Source organism: Rhizobium sp. NZLR8, assembly GCF_019685025.1.
Lineage (GTDB): Bacteria > Pseudomonadota > Alphaproteobacteria > Rhizobiales > Rhizobiaceae > Rhizobium.
Map to the genome: position 1 here is coordinate 81,937 of NZ_JABDVY010000010.1, position 16,075 is coordinate 98,011.

At 58.6% G+C, this 16,075-nt stretch carries 14 protein-coding genes and 2 pseudogenes; 5 read left to right on the forward strand and 11 right to left on the reverse strand.

Annotated elements, in window-relative coordinates; genetic code table 11:
* Positions 1-34 precede the first annotated feature (34 nt).
* Positions 35-1,096: a DUF3991 and toprim domain-containing protein gene (locus HJB89_RS21355; protein WP_108565351.1), complete on the reverse strand. Its 1,062-nt coding sequence runs from the start codon at positions 1,094-1,096 to the stop codon at positions 35-37.
* A gap of 186 nt (positions 1,097-1,282) precedes the next feature.
* On the opposite strand from HJB89_RS21355, the gene HJB89_RS21360 reads away from it, so the two are divergent.
* Positions 1,283-1,432 carry a hypothetical protein gene (locus HJB89_RS21360; RefSeq protein ID WP_157633263.1) on the forward strand — a complete coding sequence of 50 codons (150 nt, stop codon included), beginning with the start codon at positions 1,283-1,285 and terminating at the stop codon, positions 1,430-1,432.
* Positions 1,433-1,777: 345 nt separating this feature from the next.
* On the opposite strand, the gene HJB89_RS21365 is transcribed toward HJB89_RS21360, so the two are convergent.
* The 4 genes and pseudogenes from HJB89_RS21365 to HJB89_RS21380 all read right to left on the reverse strand — a co-directional run bounded on the left by HJB89_RS21365 (position 1,778) and on the right by HJB89_RS21380 (position 4,201).
* A complete protein-coding gene (locus tag HJB89_RS21365; protein WP_259666420.1) occupies positions 1,778-1,912 on the reverse strand; it encodes a hypothetical protein in 135 nt (44 codons plus the stop codon).
* Between the two features lie 198 nt (positions 1,913-2,110).
* Positions 2,111-2,530, reverse strand: a complete 420-nt coding sequence (locus HJB89_RS21370) for a hypothetical protein (RefSeq protein ID WP_221150508.1) — start codon at positions 2,528-2,530, stop codon at positions 2,111-2,113.
* Between the two features lie 29 nt (positions 2,531-2,559).
* Positions 2,560-3,323 (reverse strand): annotated as a pseudogene (locus tag HJB89_RS21375) (GntR family transcriptional regulator).
* Positions 3,320-4,201 carry an N-acetylglucosamine kinase gene (locus tag HJB89_RS21380; protein WP_077988191.1) on the reverse strand — a complete coding sequence of 294 codons (882 nt, stop codon included), beginning with the start codon at positions 4,199-4,201 and terminating at the stop codon, positions 3,320-3,322. Before HJB89_RS21380 ends, HJB89_RS21375 begins: the two are co-directional and overlap by 4 nt.
* Positions 4,202-4,719: 518 nt before the next feature.
* Here HJB89_RS21380 and HJB89_RS21385 point away from each other — a divergent pair.
* Positions 4,720-5,442 (forward strand): Crp/Fnr family transcriptional regulator, encoded by a 723-nt coding sequence (locus HJB89_RS21385; protein ID WP_077988190.1) that lies wholly within the window; start codon positions 4,720-4,722, stop codon positions 5,440-5,442.
* Between the two features lie 37 nt (positions 5,443-5,479).
* Here the strand turns inward: HJB89_RS21385 and HJB89_RS21390 are convergent.
* From HJB89_RS21390 to HJB89_RS21410, 5 genes and pseudogenes are all read right to left on the reverse strand, one after another.
* A pseudogene (locus HJB89_RS21390) lies at positions 5,480-5,623 on the reverse strand (L,D-transpeptidase); the annotation flags it as partial.
* Positions 5,624-5,945: 322 nt separating this feature from the next.
* Positions 5,946-6,869, reverse strand: a complete 924-nt coding sequence (locus tag HJB89_RS21395; RefSeq protein ID WP_018482066.1) for a sugar phosphate isomerase/epimerase — start codon at positions 6,867-6,869, stop codon at positions 5,946-5,948.
* Positions 6,870-6,886: 17 nt separating this feature from the next.
* Positions 6,887-8,596, reverse strand: coding sequence for an iron ABC transporter permease (locus HJB89_RS21400; RefSeq protein WP_077988189.1), 1,710 nt, complete (start codon positions 8,594-8,596; stop codon positions 6,887-6,889).
* Complete coding sequence (locus tag HJB89_RS21405) at positions 8,593-9,597, reverse strand: ABC transporter ATP-binding protein (protein WP_026236765.1); 1,005 nt, start codon at positions 9,595-9,597, stop codon at positions 8,593-8,595. The genes HJB89_RS21400 and HJB89_RS21405 overlap by 4 nt, the downstream gene beginning before the upstream one ends.
* Before the next feature lie 50 nt (positions 9,598-9,647).
* On the reverse strand, positions 9,648-10,652 hold the full coding sequence (locus HJB89_RS21410) for an extracellular solute-binding protein (protein WP_077988188.1): 1,005 nt from the start codon (positions 10,650-10,652) through the stop codon (positions 9,648-9,650).
* A gap of 147 nt (positions 10,653-10,799) precedes the next feature.
* Here HJB89_RS21410 and HJB89_RS21415 point away from each other — a divergent pair, with 147 nt between their 5' ends.
* Entirely contained in the window at positions 10,800-11,957 is a 1,158-nt protein-coding gene (locus tag HJB89_RS21415; protein WP_018482070.1) for an ROK family transcriptional regulator, read from the forward strand.
* A gap of 116 nt (positions 11,958-12,073) precedes the next feature.
* On the opposite strand, the gene HJB89_RS21420 is transcribed toward HJB89_RS21415, so the two are convergent.
* Positions 12,074-13,333 carry an ROK family transcriptional regulator gene (locus HJB89_RS21420; RefSeq protein WP_077988187.1) on the reverse strand — a complete coding sequence of 420 codons (1,260 nt, stop codon included), beginning with the start codon at positions 13,331-13,333 and terminating at the stop codon, positions 12,074-12,076.
* A 286-nt stretch (positions 13,334-13,619) separates the two neighbouring features.
* On the opposite strand from HJB89_RS21420, the gene HJB89_RS21425 reads away from it, so the two are divergent.
* Both HJB89_RS21425 and HJB89_RS21430 read left to right on the forward strand, forming a co-directional pair.
* The gene (locus tag HJB89_RS21425) at positions 13,620-15,074 is read left to right on the forward strand and encodes an ABC transporter substrate-binding protein (RefSeq protein ID WP_077988186.1); all 1,455 of its coding nucleotides are present in this window, start codon (positions 13,620-13,622) and stop codon (positions 15,072-15,074) included.
* A gap of 70 nt (positions 15,075-15,144) precedes the next feature.
* A complete protein-coding gene (locus tag HJB89_RS21430) occupies positions 15,145-16,074 on the forward strand; it encodes a carbohydrate ABC transporter permease (protein ID WP_032982638.1) in 930 nt (309 codons plus the stop codon).
* Position 16,075 lies beyond the last annotated feature (1 nt).

Here is a 16,075-nt window from a genome sequence, read left to right on the forward strand (position 1 = left end):
GTGCGGCGCCGTCCTATCGACCTCGCCATCCCCTTCAGTCCTTCATGACCCCTTGCCTGGCGCCGGCATCGCGACTGGCTGGGTCAAGGGCCGGCTCAGCCGGGCGAAGCCTCCCTTGACGCGGGCGGTGCGAATGCGGCACGCTTCCTGCCTTTCTTTCCCCCTTTTCTTTCTCCCTGACCTTCAGGGTTTCGTTCCAGTCCTCCTCGGCCGGGCGCAACCGGGTCCACTCGCAACCGGCATCCTCGGCAAGCGACCGCAATCGCGTGGCAAACAGATCCCCTTGTGCATTGGCGTCCGTCGCAGCGACCAGCCGGGCGTCCGGTCGGGAGGCCAATTCCCGCAGTGCGGCTTGCGTGGCCGGCGACCACCCGCCGCCGGTGCTGAGATAAAGCGTGCCGTCATGCAACCCTTCGATTGCCGCAAGGCTCATGGCATCGATCGCAGCTTCCGTGACGGCCAGGCGCAACGCAGTATCCAACCCTAGACGGAAGAGAACCTTCGCTCCTCCAGAGGCGAAGCCACGGTATTGCGGTCCGCGCGCCTCCCATCCGGTCACCACGCCGGCATTATCCGTATGCGCTGCCCATATGCTGCCACGCGGGCCTTCCCGAAGAAGCCCCGCTTTGATCGCCTCACAGAGTATAGGTGGTGGCAGCCGGCGCTCGCCGTTGAGGTAGCGCCACGTCGATGAACCGGGCCATGGGCTGCGGCGCGCTTGCCAGCGCTCGACAAGAGAGAGGTTGCATCCTCTATCGCGGCTCGCAGGCTGCCACTCCGGTTCCGTGATCTCGAAACCAACGAGATCCGCGACCCTATCGGCGCCTTCGAGAAAACCGACATGATCGAGATGCTCGACAAGCCCGAAGACATCGCCTTTCGCATCGCTGAGCGGATCAAACCATCCGCGCCCCTCATGCGCGACGATGACGATTTCACCACCACGGCGAAACTTGACTGCCCGCCGGGTGCTTTCCTTGATGTCGATGGCGAACCTCGCCTGTTCAAGAACGGCCGCGCAGCTCACCTGCTCACGCAGCGCCTCTATCTCTCTTCTTTTCATTTTGCTCCCGATCGCACTGCGATCGGCCTCCATTGCCTTTCCTTGCCCGTCGCTTCGTGGGCACCGTTCGGCCCACCGCGAAGAGCAAAGACTGCAAGGGCGCGGCTGGCAATTGTCGGATCATGCAATGCACGGCCGCGGCGAAGCCTCCCTTGCGGCCTGCTGCTCGCAAGCGGCACGCCAAAGGCCGGCTCGATGCGCCGGCCAGGGGAAAAATTCATGAGCGATCTCAAGGTCGTCGTCGGCATCGATCTCGTCAGAGGGAAAGACGCTGTATTCACCCTCGACTTCAAGGACGGTGACCGGACCATCAGGTCATGGGAGCTGGAAGGCGCGGGACTGTGCGAGGAAATGATCGAGCGAGTTTAGAAGGGCTCCAGTGGGAGCGGGCCAATTCCCGCTCGATGGCTCCTCAAAGGCTCGGGACGGGCGCGATCACCGCGCCGCGGAGCGGCCGCAGCTTGCGAGCGGACCTTTCAGCGTGTTGTTCGTGGAATCCGGAACTCGGCAAGGACCCATCACAAACGCGCGGATTGGCTTGCTTTCGTGGTCACCTCGGTTCGGCTGCGTTCCGCCGAACGCAGGAGCCATTCTCTCCGTGTTTTCAAACCGATGGCGCGATCTTGCTGCGGGCCTGACGTTGCCAGAACGATGCATTTGCAGGCAGCATGCAAGGCAAGGTGAAAGCGTCCGGCGCCCGCAACCACACTGCGATCAGCCTGATCGCGTGAGCTTCACTTTCTCAAGCGCCTGTTCCACTGATTCGGCGTTGAGCGATTTAACCGCACGCTCCACGCACGCCTGAATTTCAGCGGTATCCTTTCCCTCGATCAACGCGATATCAGCCACAGTCCAGCCTCTCGATATCCAATGGAGACAGGTTCGTTCAAACGGCGAGAGCATTGCTATCTTCATGGGGCGCTGGTTCCACTCAGCTAAAGCCCAGCAGGTTTGCGGAAAACATCGACCTTACCATTGGAGAACCTGTGCAAATTTGATCCGAAATCGCCATGACCGCTTGCCTCAACTTCAACTCAAACTCGGGAGTCAACACCACGAGATGTGCGTCGTCTTCAGGTACAAGCCGACCTTTGTGCTCAGCATGCTCATAGCCTTTGCGGGTTCCGCAAGCGGAGGCTTATTCGTCAGAGCGATCGAGGCTGCGATGACGCGCGTGGCTGCCTCGGCAAGGCAGCGCCGCGACCAAAGCTGAGCTCGATATCGTAGATTGAGGGGAGTGACCCTCGAATCGAAGCGGCGGGCAATTTCGCCCTCAGCTCGATGGACTATTTCAGGGACATAGTCGGACAAGCCGCACGCGACTGTGACGACGAATGTGGAGTCCTCGGCCCGCAAAGCCGCTCCGGTGGCAGCGAACTCTTTCGCTAAGCGATCGAGTAATCTGGCCGCAGCTTCTGGAATTTCGTCGATCTCACGGCGCATGTTCGTTTGCACGGTGGCCTGCATGATAGGATCCTGTCTTGTAAGAAGAGCGGTCAGTTTTCGAGAAAGGTGAGCTCGCTGACAAAACCTTCGGCATCGCCTCGAAAAAGTGAGCGGGTGAATTCGATCGCACGGCCCGAAGCAAGATAGGCAACGCGCTTTGTCAAAAGACCAGCCGTTCCAATCGCGACGCCAAGCAAGGAGGCGTCCGGATCTTCGATGTTGGATGCGAAAGTGCGCTGGATCGCACGAACGGGTCTGAAGTTTGCGTCCGCGAGTGTGTTGCAGATAGAAGAGGTAACGGCACGAGCGTGGGGCAGGAACTCCGAGGAAATGCATGTGCGTTCGATCGCAAGCGGCTGGCCCGCCGAGCTCCGCAAGTGGGTGATGCGCACGACGTGACTGTCGCCTGACAAGCCGAGTGTCATCATCTCCTCTGGTGCGGGATGAGACGTGCTGCGCCCGATGCACTCGACTTTCGTGTCCGATCCACGAAGGAAATGTCACCCGTCAAAGAGTTCGCGCATAACGGAGGCCGATCTGCGCGCACCGCCGATCCGGCAACGAAGGTTCCTGAGCCGCGCCGGCGGACCAGAAAGCCCTCTTGGACGAGATGGTCGATTGCTTTGCGGACCGTTACACGGCTAACGCGGACATGTTCAGCGAGGTCTCGTTCGGGATAAAGAACGTCGCCCTCTTTGAGTTTACCCGACAGGATCGCCTTTTCAAGCGCCAGGCGAAGTCTATGGTAGAGCGGGCCGGCGCCCTTGATGTCTATGCCCCATCCTGGAAGCATGGCCGCAAGCCTGTCACTCATTCGATCGCTTTCAGATGCCCGAAGCGCGACACAGCCAGGGCCACGGCCCCGCTCACTGCATCGCCTTCGGGCGTTACCAATAAACTTTGATGCCGTGCAGCGATCCAGGACGAATACAGCGGCCCCAATCCCCCGAGCAGACAAATCTTCTGCGTTCCTCGCGCGACTAGACGATCAAGTGCTTCGTCAACTGAAACAGCGGCTTCTTGCAACAGGCGCGCGGCGACGGCATCGCCCTGTTTCATGTGCTCGAATACGCGCGGCGCATAGCGGCCGAAGGCGCCGGGCTTTGCCTGCCGCGCAAACTCGACGATATTGCGTGGGTCATTTTTGAATTCCGCAAGGACGGAGGCGGTCATCGCGGACATGTCGTGAATGCCGTCATATGCGAGCAGCGTTTCTTGCAAAAGCGCATGTCCAATACGAGCGCCGCTGCCGAGGTCGCCCACAGTAAAGCCCCATCCGCCGACGTAGGTCACCGTTTCCCAGTGGCGGGAAATGTAGATCGTGCCTGTTCCTAAAATGGCGACGGCTCCGTCTTTATCACCAAGCGCGCCTTGTAGCGCGATCAGCCCGTCTGACTCGATGTCCGCCTGGGCGAAGGGTAGCCTGTTTTTCACGTAGTGAACGGCCTCACCGACATTATTGCCCGCGACCCCAAGTACTGCACGCGCCGAGGCGATGCTACGCGCATTGATGCCAGCTGCGTAAAAAGCCGCGTGGGTCGCACTGGCAATGCTGTCGAGGGCCGTATCCGGATCGGAGAGAATGTTGGCGGGCCCGGCTTGAGCCCGCGCAAGGATACTCCCGTTCGCACCGGCGACTGCAGCACGGCAGCTGGTGCCACCGCCGTCGATTCCGATTAGGTAGACAGTCATCCGCGCGTTCCTTCAGGAGGTCATCTGACACAGCGTCGTTCGCGTTCGGGCCGCACCAGCTGCGCGCACCGTGTTAGTACGTACGTCGCACAAACATACCGGATTGTCAACTGGAAACCGGCTAGAGAGAGTATGGGCGACCCAGCTGAAGGAACCCGTAATGCCTTTCGACCTGAATCCTTTCCCCGTCGCGAGTAACCGGCATGCAATTTGGGAAATGCTCGTGCGAAAAGACGTCGGCGGCTTCGTCGCCCAGGATTGGAAGATCTTTGCTCCGTCGTTCAAGTTTGAAGGATTGTGCGGGACGGCCTCGTGTCGAGGCAGGCGCTATCCAAAAACAGCCATGGCACCGATACTCTGATCTGGATCAACTCGCGGTCCCGGCGAAATTGGTAATCATCAAGCCGCGCCGGAAGAAATCGGGATAGCCGAACCCGCAATCACGGCGTAATCGTCTGGGGTATGCCCAGCATGCGCAGCCACATCATGGCACACGCGGATTTTGAAGGGATCAGGAAATGGACGTTGCACGCAGTAAGGTTTCCGACGCCGGCACTCCCGTCGCTTGCGCTTCCTGCCAAGCGCGGTACGGCGTCGTCTGCGGCGCGCTGTGGAGCGGCCAACTCCGAGAGCTCGGCCACCAGTCGCTGCGCCGCACGGTCGATGCCGGCAGCGAGATCATCGCTCAAGGGTCGGAAAGCTCTTTCTATTCGAACATCATGCGCGGGGTAGTAAAGCTCTGCAAGGTGATGCCGGACGGGCGCCAGCAGATCGTCGGCCTGCAATTCGCCCCCGATTTCGTCGGCAGGCCCTTCGTGCCCGAAAGCATGCTGTCGGCTCAGGCTGCGACCGACGCCGAAATCTGCGTCTTCCCCCGCGACCTGCTCGACCGCATGATATCGGAGGCGCCGAAGCTGCAGCGCAGCCTGCACGATCAGGCGCTGAAGGAGCTGGACGCCGCGCGCGAATGGATGCTGACGCTCGGCCGGCGCACCGCCGAGGAGAAGGTCGCAAGCCTGCTCCACCTCATCGCCACCCACGCCGAACCGCAGACCGCCACGACCACCTCTTTCGACCTGCCGCTGTCCCGCGCCGAGATCGCCGATTTTCTCGGTCTGACCATTGAAACCGTCAGCCGCCAGTTGACCAGGCTGCGCAAGAGCGGTGTCATTCGCATCGAGAACTCTCGACATATCATCGTCCCCGACATGGATGAGCTGGAGCGGATGATCAGCGCATAGAACGGGATCAGCTGCCGAATTCGGGATCAGAGCGTGATCACGACGCGGTATTGGCGAGGCCAGCCTGTGGCGCCAGCGAGAAGAACTGCGCCGCATTATCGGGATGCAGCCGAACGCAGCCATGCGAGGCCGGACGGCCCAGGCGTTTCAGGTCGAAGGTGGCATGAACGGCGTAACCGCCGTAGGCGATCGAAATTGGCCGAATGGGTATCCTGCTGGTGAAATTTGCAGTACCGTTCACCAGATCGATCAGCCGTTAGATGACTGTCGCGCTACCACCTTGCCAACTACAAGGTGGTCTGAAACGTCGTTGGCCAGCAGTCGCCGGCGAGGATCTCTGCCTGTTGGAGGATCTCCGCCTATTGATTGACGGCACCGACGTAGCCGACAGATTCTTTGGTCTCGACTGTCCATCCATCTGGACCGCGGAACTGTTCAGGGGTCAACGCTGCTACCTTTGTCACGACGTAGTGGAGGATTGTCGAGGGTAAGCGCATTCGCCATCATGCGCTTTTCCTCTCGCGCGCCTCGGCGACCATCTCCTCGAGCCTAACAGCAACACTGTGAGCGCGGCGATAGTAGGCGGATTCTGGAATCCCATACCGGTCCATTGGCGTCTCGAAGTTGAGCGGAGTCTGATAAGGAGTTGCGGCGATCGCCGAGGTGATCGTGTGCCAATCTAATCGTCCGTCGAATGGCAAGAGATGGTTATCCATTGCTCCGAAATTGTCGTGAATGTGAGTAGCGATGAGGCGATCGGCGAAACGCTCAAGCACGCTGAGCTTGCCTGGCTCGATCAGTTCCCAGTGGCCACAATCGAAGCAGACGCCGATGAACTCCTTGCCGTATCGAGCGAACAGCCGATCATAGAGGTTGAGGAAATTCTGAGCGTTGGCGCAAAGAAGAGTTTCCGCGGCAATCTGGATGCCCTTTTCGACGCAGTAAGGCCTGATCTCGTCGAGAGACTGGAAAAGGGGGTCGAAGAACGCTCGTTCGGCGGCTTCGCTGCCGAAGACGTTGTCGTTGATATCGATGTGCAGAACAATATTGGGGGACTGGAACGCGGCCGCCAGGTCGACACGGTTACGCAACAGCTCGACTCCGCTGCGGCGCTGCCATTCATGCGGCGACAGGAAGTCCTTGCGCGTCTCCATCGCGAAAGGGCCAGGGTTTTTGTGGCCGATCTCGGTGATAGGATTGCGGCCATTGCTGCCATGAACCGAGTGTACTTTCAGCCCAGCATCGGCCACGATCCTGCTTGTAAACTCGATCTCGGCGTCGGCCAGCCAGTACGAACTGCCGGAGTCGGGATTCCAGTTGATGTGTGTGAAGCCAGCTTCCTTGATGAGGGTGAGCGAGTTGCGAATGCCTTCGTCGTACCAACGCTCCTGGTGCGGCCAATGCCAGACGGTGATGCAGGTATCCAATGGATCAGTCTCCAGTTCTACAATGTTGTGGTTTCTGGACCTTTGCCAAGGCCGATGCGCTCGGCCAACAGAATGATCGCCAGTGAAAACGCCATGATCAGAGTGACATAGACAAGGTTGAGCGCGGCCTGCTCAGGATCGACAGACAGCGAGCTGTCTACGATTGCAATCGGCAGCGGTTTGTTGTTGACGTTGTATAGAAACGCCGACAGGGGGTATTCCGACAGGAGATCGTTGAACGCCATCCCGGCGACGAGGATTACAGTCGGCGCCACTATCGGCAGAATGATGCGGCGATAGCGATAAAGACCAGTGGCGCCCATCGAGCGGGCCGCCTCGTTATAGGCCGGATCGATTCCTACGAAGGCTGCCCGCAGGAACCTCACCATAAGCGGCAAGGCGACGATGGCGTAGCCAATCGGCAGGAGCCAGTAGCCGCCGAGGAGGACTGCGTTTCCAACGAGCGGGTTTGGCGTGTCGAAGGTGACGATCAGCCCGACAGCGAGCAGAATACTAGGAACTACCCATGGCAGGAAGAAAGTGATGTCTAGAAGGCGCGTCAGCCAACTGCGCCGGCCAAGAATAACCGGGACAGCAAACAGCGTAACGACCAGCGCCGCCGATACCGCGGCAAGGCTCATCACTATGGAGTTGAAGAACGGAAGAAAGGCGGTGCCTTCGGTAAAGACGCGGGCATAGTTCTTCAGGGTCAGGCTGGATGGGATCACTTCGATGCCGATGCTCGCGGCCGGGGCGAAGGAGAAGAGTACGACAAGAGCGATCGGCACCGCATAAATAGCCACAAGAAGATAGGCAAAAAAATGTAGCACTGTATTGCCGATCGGGCTGCAAATTTTGCGTAGCTGGATGGGCGCAGTCGCTTTCGCGCCGCCGACATAGGAACCGCGCGCTTCGTAATATTGAGACAGCAGGATAAGCGCCATGAGACACAGTCCCATCATAAGCGCCAGTAAGGCGGCCATGTCGGGACGGCGCAGGCTGTTCAGAGTCAGCACCATCTGGCTCAGCATGTGGAAATCGCGACCGCCCAGCACCTGAGGGGCGGCGAAAGAGCTGATCGCGGTGTAAAGGGTGAGAAGGGTGACAGCGAGGAGCGTCGGCATGATTGCGGGCAGTACCACACGCCACAGGATCGTATATTCCCAGGCACCCATACTGCGCGCGGCTTCGATGGTTGCGTAGTCGACGCGGCGCATCGCAGCACGCAGAAAAAGATAGTAAAAGTTGGTCATCAGAAAGGTATGCGTGAAGAGCACGCCAAACCAGCCGATGAACCAGTCTTGCGGGAGGCTGGAAACGATCGCCTTCACCAGATGTGTCACCGCACCGCCGGGACCATAGGTGAAGTTATAGCCCGCCGCCGCAACGACACCGCCGAAGACCAGCGGCGTTGCATAGGCGATTTTCAAGAGTGCGCGACCGCGTACGTGAAAATATTCAAGGACGACCACCTGGAAAATCCCGACAATGGTCACCGTGACCATGGTCGCTGACGTCATCCAAACCGTGTTCCAAAGGGCAGCGCGCACTCTTCGTGATCTTGAAAGTTCGCTTAGGGTCTGACCGACCACCAGGCTGCCGTCCCTGAAAAATGCCGTTTGAAGTGACGCGACGAGCGGCAGTATCAGGAAGGTGACGACGATCCAGATCAGGGCCGCCAACCCGATCCAATAGACTACGCGCTCGGCGGCAGCCGCGCGGTTCATCTGTCCGCTTCCTCGAAGATATGCACCGAGCCCGGCCGGATCGTCCAGGACACGGTCTCACCGATTTCGGGTAACTCGTGCCCCATCCTGGCGGCCGAAATGAAGTATCCGCCGGTATCCAGGTCGATACGGCTGTGGGCGCCAAGGAATTCCACATGACGGACGGTCGCCGGCAACCCGGCTGGTATCACTTTCCCAACGAGTACATCTTCGTGGCGAACAAAAATGCGCCCCCGAACGTCGCTGCCCAGGATTTGCCCGGCAAGCGGCGTGGGCAGTTCGTTGGCGGTGCCGATGAACTCGCAGATAAACGGCGTCGCCGGCTCTCGATAAAGAGTACGTCCGTCACCGATCTGTTCAACGCCACCGTTCGCCAGCACGACGATCGTGTCGGACATCGTGAGTGCATCTTCCTGATCATGCGTGACAAAGACTGCCGTGAAGCCAAATTCCTGCTGGAGCCTCTTGATCTCGCGGCGCATCGTCACTCGCACCTTGGCGTCGAGATTGGACAATGGTTCGTCGAACAAAAGCACCTTGGAGCCCGCGACAAGCGCGCGCGCAATCGCGACCCGCTGTTGTTGCCCGCCTGACATGGTCGCTGGCTTCTTGTGCAGCTGCTCCGTAATCCCGGATGTTTCGGCGATCTGGGCGACGCGCTTGCCGATCTCGCTCTGCGGCATCTTCGCCACACGCAAAGCAAAGGCGATGTTTTCGAACGCCGTCATCGTTGGAAACAGCGCATAGTTCTGGAATACCATACCGACATTACGGCGCTCCGGCGGCTCGTTGGTGATATCTTTTCCTTCAAGAATAATCCGCCCGCTCATGACCGGATGAAAGCCGGCGAGGGTCCTTAGAACGCTGGATTTGCCGCTGCCGGAGGCCCCGAGCAGAGCAACGAACTCGCCTTCGTGAACCTCAAGCGAGAGGTCGCGGATGACTACCTTATCGCCATAGCCAATATGCAGTTTATCGATGATGAGGATCGGGGTCGGCATGATCATACTCCTGTGAAGCCTGGCGATCTGTGTCGCCCGGTCCTGCATCCTCACCGGATTTCAAGCTCGATCTTCTGCAACCAGCCGTCCAGTTTGGGCGCGACGGCATCCCAGTCGATAGGCTGCGCCTTGACTAGTTCCGCATTCGCCTGCACCTCTGGCGGTGATTTCGCCAGCGCCGCCGGTAGCACCGGAACCTGACCGAACTTTTTGGCGTAGCCGGCCATGACATCGGCAGAGCCGAACCAGTCGACGAATGCCTTTGCCTGCTCCAGCTGATCGGTTCCCGCCATGATCGCCACGCCTTCGGAGATGACGGGCGTGCCACCTTCCGGGTCAATGACCTTGACTTGCATGCCGAGCTCCTTGGCGTCTTTGATGACGCCGCCGAACCAGTTCAGATTGATGATCGCACCGCCCGATTTGAAGGCTTCTTTGCGCGCATCGGCGTCATCGACAACGATGGCGTTCGCATAGAATGCGCCAAGAAAATCCCATCCAGCCTGAGTGACTTCGCCCTTGTCGTCGAGGAACCGGGCCAAGATGCCGGCAAGATAGACCCTTGTCGTCTGCCAGGCGGTGTTGCCGATGACGTATTTGGCTTTGTATTCGCCCCTTGTCAGGTCCAGCCAGCTTTTCGGCGCCCGCTCAGCGGCAAGCTTGTCGGAATCATAGGCGATGACAACCGGTGTGCTCCAGAATTTGTAGACAATGCCTTCTTTGTCCTTGTATTGCGCAGGGAGGTCCGCTGCCCAGGCTGGTGTGTATGGTTGGAACAGGCCGTTCTTTTTGAGCAGACCCATAGACGTGTCGACCATGCCGAGTACGACATCGGCCTGGGGGTTGTTCTTCTCGGCGACCAGCCGATCAAAAAGTTCTCCTCCGGGTGCGCGCAGAAACTGCACATCGTGACCGGCGGCTTTAGCCTGGTCGATTATCCACTGAACGTTCTCTTCTCCCTGAGGTGAATAGACGACAAGACTATTGGCCAAGGCCGGAGAGGTGACCGCGATCAGTACGGCTGCGAGGGTCAATAAACGTTTGATCTGATGCATGGTGTTCCTCTCGTTTCAGTTTGGCCGGTCATCCCCGGCTTGGCGCCTTATTACCGGAGCTACATGACAGTTTAATTACATTGCGTAATTTAATATATATTGCAATAGCTCTTTGGCTACTAACGATTTGAGGCACTCTTGGAACCAATGGACCTTTCACGGAACGAACGACGACTGGTCGAACTGATTTTCGTGGGCAAGAAGATTGCGCGCGTCGACCTGGCCGAACGGTCCGGCATGACAGGCGCTTCTGTCACTCGGCTGATAGGTCGCTTACTTGAGATCGGACTTCTCATCGAGGTGGTCGAGCGGACCGGCGCCCAAGGCCAGCCTCGGCGCTTGCTGAGCTTGCGGGCTGACCGGTATCTTTCCGCGGGGATAACATTCTCGGTCTCCCGAATGGAGGTAGCAATTGTTGATCTAGCAGGTAAGATTCTTACCTCCCGATCAGTCGACATCGAGACCAGCACGGCTTTGTCTGTGGCAGGCGCCGCGCAGGCTGCTATCGCGGCGATGCTGACCGACCTGGGTACGCCTAAGGATCGCCTTCTCGGGGTCGGCTGCTCTGTGCCCGGCAATTTCGGCACGATGTCGAACATCCTCAAGGCCCACAGCTTCTTCCCGGCTTTCGATGATGGTGAGGTGGACCAAGCTTTTAAAGCGACTTTCGAAGCGCCCTATTACATCGAGAATGATGGAACAGCTGCAGCGCTCGGAGAGTATGTGTTCGGCGGACGCATCCCGCAGCCTGATCCGATGTTCTTCATTCACATTGGACACGGTGTCGGGGGAGGGGCGGTTATCGACGGACGGCCGTACCGCGGTGTCAATGGAAACGCCTGCCTGCCCGGAGTTCTCTACCCGTACGACCAGCCGCGCCCATCCGGCCAAGACCTTTTTGCCACCCTCAACGGTGCCGGCTTCGCCATCCACGACTTCATCGACCTCGATCGGTTGCCAGATAGCGCCGAAGCGGCGTTAGAAATCTGGGTTGAACGCGCCGGAAAGCAGCTCAGCGAGACGGTACGTGTAGCAACGGCGATGTTCGACCCCGCGCTGATTGTCCTTGGGGGACGGCTGCCAGAACTCGTGACAGACAGGCTGGTACGCGCAATTTCCAGTCAGCCAATCCTTGGCCCGTCGCGCGGTTTGGAGGCTGCCGCAGTCGAGGCCTCTCGACTTGGCCCTCGCGCCGGCGCGATCGGGGCGGCCTGCATTCCGTTCTTTGCCTCTCTCTTTTCCGCCGCCGTCGCAGACGATGGCAGTCCTTACCTTAACGGTCGCAAGCCCAAATCCCGACCTTAGAAAATTTGATTGCGCGCCTGAGTCTCTTTAAGAAGTCAACCGGGGCAGGCCCAGGCGCGAACCGCACCTTGCAGGTCCGCAAGCCCTTCCTTGCAGATCGGTGCCGCTACAAAGCCTCAAATGACCAGCTTGAGGTGGCTGGATAAAACCAGACCCGCGGCGCCGCGCAGAGCCGTATGGCCTTCGCCGATACCATTCACCGTGATCGATATCTCCTGACCAGGTCTCTTCACCACCAGTTGCTCGACATGCTGCCTGATCAGCTCTGCTGCCTTCAATCCGCCTCCGGCGACGTCTCCATGAAGGACATAGGAGTTGAGAGAGAGTGTTTGCTGCAGATTGACGATGCCGAAGGCTACGTTCCGCGTATAACGGTCGAGAAGCTCCTCTGCCGCCTTCGAGCCTTCGTCTGCTTCCTTGACAAGCCTGGCACAGGTGACGCTCTTGGGATGCGGAAAGCTCAATCGGGCGGCTTCTTTTCGTAACCAAGGAAGGGCAGCGACGGTCTCCCAGCAGCCGTGCTTTCCGCAATTGCAAAGGGCACCATCGATCTGCACCACGCTGTGACCGAGTTCGCCGCCGGATCCGGCGAGTCCACGATAGACCTTGCCGTCGATGAAGAAGGCGCCGCCGAGAACCTCGCCAGTATAGACTGCTGCGAAATTTTGTTGGCCGCGACCGGGTCCGAACCATCTGTCCCCAACAAGCAAGGCACGGGGGTGGTGATCGATGACAACCGGAAGAGAGAAGCGTTCTTGTAGTATTGCTACGAGGGGAAGTCCCGTTAGAACGGGAGCAAGGTTGACGGTAAGAATGGTTCCATTGTCACTGTCGATCATTCCAGCAGAGGCCACGCCAATGCCGAAAGGCGCCTGTTGGGCCTGAGACAGTGTGGCAGTAAGCGTCTCCGTCATGACCGCGATGAATGCTTCTGTGTCGCCATGCGTATCAAACTCAGCTTTCGCAACGGCCTTGATCTCACCGGTTAGCGCCACGAGGCATGTTTGTATCGTGCCGGGCAGAAGGAGGACTGCGCCAAGCATCGGAGCATCGGGGTTAAAATAAAGCGGACGAGCCGGCTTGCCGCCTTTGACGTCGGAAGGTGACGCATCTCCCTCAACAAGAAGCTGGTCTTCGATCATCGGCTGCACAATACCGGTTATCGTGGTCCGGTTGACACCTGCAAGTCGAGCGAGATCTGCCCGGCTTTTGGGTCCGTTATCATATAAGGCCTGAAGGACGCGACCGCGGTTTATCGCGCCAAGTGCCGATTGGGAGACAAGTGTCACGTTACCGCCGTTCTCGCCGGCGGCGACTTCTCTGCTTGCAGGGGTGCGCTGGCCCAACGAATAGGACGGCTGGCTCTCAAACTTCAATTCTCTTCTCCAATCTACCGGATCCTTTTAGCCCGTACATTATCGAACGGCCATACAACATAAGGCCCTTTCCGGTGATGCAAGCAGGACGTCGATGACAACCGCGGTACAGCGCAGAAATTTTCGCCGCGACAACTTCTTGACACTAACATAAGTTTGTGCGAGGTACAAACTAACTGCTTACAAAAAGCACATTAGGGGTAACAATCTCAGTATCGACAAGCGGAAGCCCAGGGCTGCGCTGAAGGGCCGGGGTTGGGATACGAAGCAACTGAGGAGGCTGTTTATGACAATCGATATCGGAAATATGTCGCGACGTGACCTGCTGAAAAGCGCTTCCGTCGCAGCTCTTGTGGTTGGCGCGGGATCATTGGCCGTGCCACGGCGAGGGGCGGCACAGGATGCGAACACGGTGCGCGTCCTGTCCGTTGAAGACCCATTCTTTTTCTCAATGAAGGCGCTGGTGCCAGAATACGAGAAGGAAACCGGCATCAAGGTGGAACTGGAAAGCCTCTCGTATGACGCCCTTCAGTCGCGCCTCGTCTCTGCCTTTGTCGCCAAGACCTCCGACGCCGATGTCATCGTTGTCGACCAGATGTGGCTCGGGCAGTACCTCGACAATGGCTGGATCATCTCACTGAATGATTTTATTGCCAAGGACAACGAATTCGATCTCTCAGACTTCATCCCGGAGGTCCTTTACTCCTCGAATATGTGGCGCGGCCAGGTCGGCACATTGCCGGTCGCCGCCTATGCCCAGGGGGTTATGTACCGCAAGGACGTCTTTGACGAACTCGGCATTGCAGCACCGCCGACCGAGACGTCGGAAGACTGGACCTGGACGAAATACGTCGACACCCTGAAGTCGATGGAAGGCAAATCATTTGGCGGCAAGCCGCTCTTCCCAACCGTCGTTTGCGGTTCCCAGCCGTCGCCGATCGTCCACATGTTTACGCAGGTCTCAGCAAGCCACGGGGCGAACTGGTTCAAATCGTTCCCGACCGCCCCGTGGGATTTCTCCCCGCAGTTGACAAGCCCGGCCTGGATCAAGTCTGTCGAAGTCTACAGGCAGCTCTACAAGCTGTCTCCGCCTGAAGCCATCAATTATGTCTGGTTCGACGCCGGCACCCGTTTCGCCAAGGGCGACATCGGCATGTTCTATTGGTGGACCCCGTACTTCTATCTGATCAAGAATTCCGGTTACATGACCGGTAAGAAATCGGACGTCATGGAGAAGTATGCAACCGCAGCCTTGCCGAAAGCTGAGGGCGTGCCTCAGACGGTCAGCCTCGGTGGCTGGAGCCTTGGCATCCCATCCAGTTCCGAAAGGCAAGAGGCAGGCTACGCCTTCATCAAATGGGCGACCTCGAAGGCCACGCAGAAGAAAATGGCTCTTTGGCCGGACCTCAACTACCAGTTCTCCGACTTTGCGCGCGTTTCGCTCTATCAAGACGAGGAAGTCAAGGCGATCTATCCTTACCTCGATGTGCAGTATGCGATGATGAAGCAGGGCAACGGCAAGGTCGCACGCCCGCCGGTCCCTGGTTACACGGCTGTCGAAAGCGTGTTGGGTCTCACATTGAACCAGCTTCTGACCGGCAGCGAGGAGCCGAAGACCGGCCTCGAGCGCGCCAACAGCCTGTTCGAGAGCATCCTGAAGGGCAATCTCATGATCCCTTATCAAAGGGACAGCTACTCGGATTCTCTTGACGGGGCCAAAGCCCTGATCGCCAAGAAGTAACAGAGTTCTCCTCGGGCCGGCGCGACAGCGATCGCGCCGGCATCCACTTGAAGAAGAACTGGATCTGGCAATGCACACGACAACTGTTCGCTCTCCGCGAGCCTTCGGGCCTGCCCGGAAGAGCTTTATCCGACGAAACCTGCCATACTTGCTGATTGCGCCTTCGGTGGTGATGCTGCTCGCTCTGATCGCCTACCCCTTGCTGTTTGCCCTAAGATCGAGCTTCTACTTCTGGAACCTGCAAATCGGCCCGGAGCCGCTCCAGTTCGTTGGCTTCGAAAATTATGTGCAGGCCTTCAACGCATTCGACTTTCGCGCCGCGCTCACCAATACCCTGATCCTGTCGATCCTTGGCACGGCACTTGAATTCATATTCGGCCTGGCGATTGCACTCATTCTGCTCAAGGCACTGCCTGGCATGAACATCGTGCGGGCCCTGCTGATCTTGCCCACCACGATCGCGCCCATCGTCGTCGGCTTTTTGTTCCGCTACCTCTATGATCCCGGCGGTGGACTGTTGAGCTGGCTGTTGCAGTCGCTCTGGCTCCCCGTTCCCGCAGAGGGAATTCTTGGCTCGCCATCGACAGCACTCGCGGCCATCCTCTTCGTCGACATCTGGCAGTGGACGCCGTTCTTTGCAATCGTTCTCTATGCGAGCCTTTTGGCCGTGCCCGACGAGATTTTGGAGGCCGCACGCCTGGATCGCGCGTCTGCATGGACGATCCTGATGCGGATCAAGCTGCCGCTGATCAAGCGCACCGCAATCATTATCGTCATGCTGCGCTTCATGCAGATCTTCAACACCTTCGACACAGTGCTTGTGCTCACCCGCGGCGGACCGGGCACGTCGACGCGCACCCTTGGATACTCTCTCTACGAACAGGGCCTTGTCAACTTCAACATCGGCCTGGTCAGCGCCATGACCTGGATCACCGTGCTGATCGTCAACGTCATCGTTGCCCTCTACGTCTTCTTCGCGTTCCGAAACGAGGAGTGGTAAA

Bases quoted from the DNA above. Each gene is read 5' to 3' on its own strand.
- HJB89_RS21415 (WP_018482070.1), top strand. From the start codon at position 10,800: ATGGACCTTTCACGGAACGAACGACGACTGGTCGAACTGATTTTCGTG.
- HJB89_RS21385 (WP_077988190.1), top strand. From the start codon at position 4,720: ATGGACGTTGCACGCAGTAAGGTTTCCGACGCCGGCACTCCCGTCGCT.
- HJB89_RS21400 (WP_077988189.1), bottom strand. From the start codon at position 8,596: ATGAACCGCGCGGCTGCCGCCGAGCGCGTAGTCTATTGGATCGGGTTG.
- HJB89_RS21410 (WP_077988188.1), bottom strand. From the start codon at position 10,652: ATGCATCAGATCAAACGTTTATTGACCCTCGCAGCCGTACTGATCGCG.
- HJB89_RS21355 (WP_108565351.1), bottom strand. From the start codon at position 1,096: ATGGAGGCCGATCGCAGTGCGATCGGGAGCAAAATGAAAAGAAGAGAG.
- HJB89_RS21425 (WP_077988186.1), top strand. From the start codon at position 13,620: ATGACAATCGATATCGGAAATATGTCGCGACGTGACCTGCTGAAAAGC.
- HJB89_RS21380 (WP_077988191.1), bottom strand. From the start codon at position 4,201: ATGACTGTCTACCTAATCGGAATCGACGGCGGTGGCACCAGCTGCCGT.
- HJB89_RS21360 (WP_157633263.1), top strand. From the start codon at position 1,283: ATGAGCGATCTCAAGGTCGTCGTCGGCATCGATCTCGTCAGAGGGAAA.
- HJB89_RS21370 (WP_221150508.1), bottom strand. From the start codon at position 2,530: ATGCAGGCCACCGTGCAAACGAACATGCGCCGTGAGATCGACGAAATT.
- HJB89_RS21405 (WP_026236765.1), bottom strand. From the start codon at position 9,597: ATGCCGACCCCGATCCTCATCATCGATAAACTGCATATTGGCTATGGC.
- HJB89_RS21430 (WP_032982638.1), top strand. From the start codon at position 15,145: ATGCACACGACAACTGTTCGCTCTCCGCGAGCCTTCGGGCCTGCCCGG.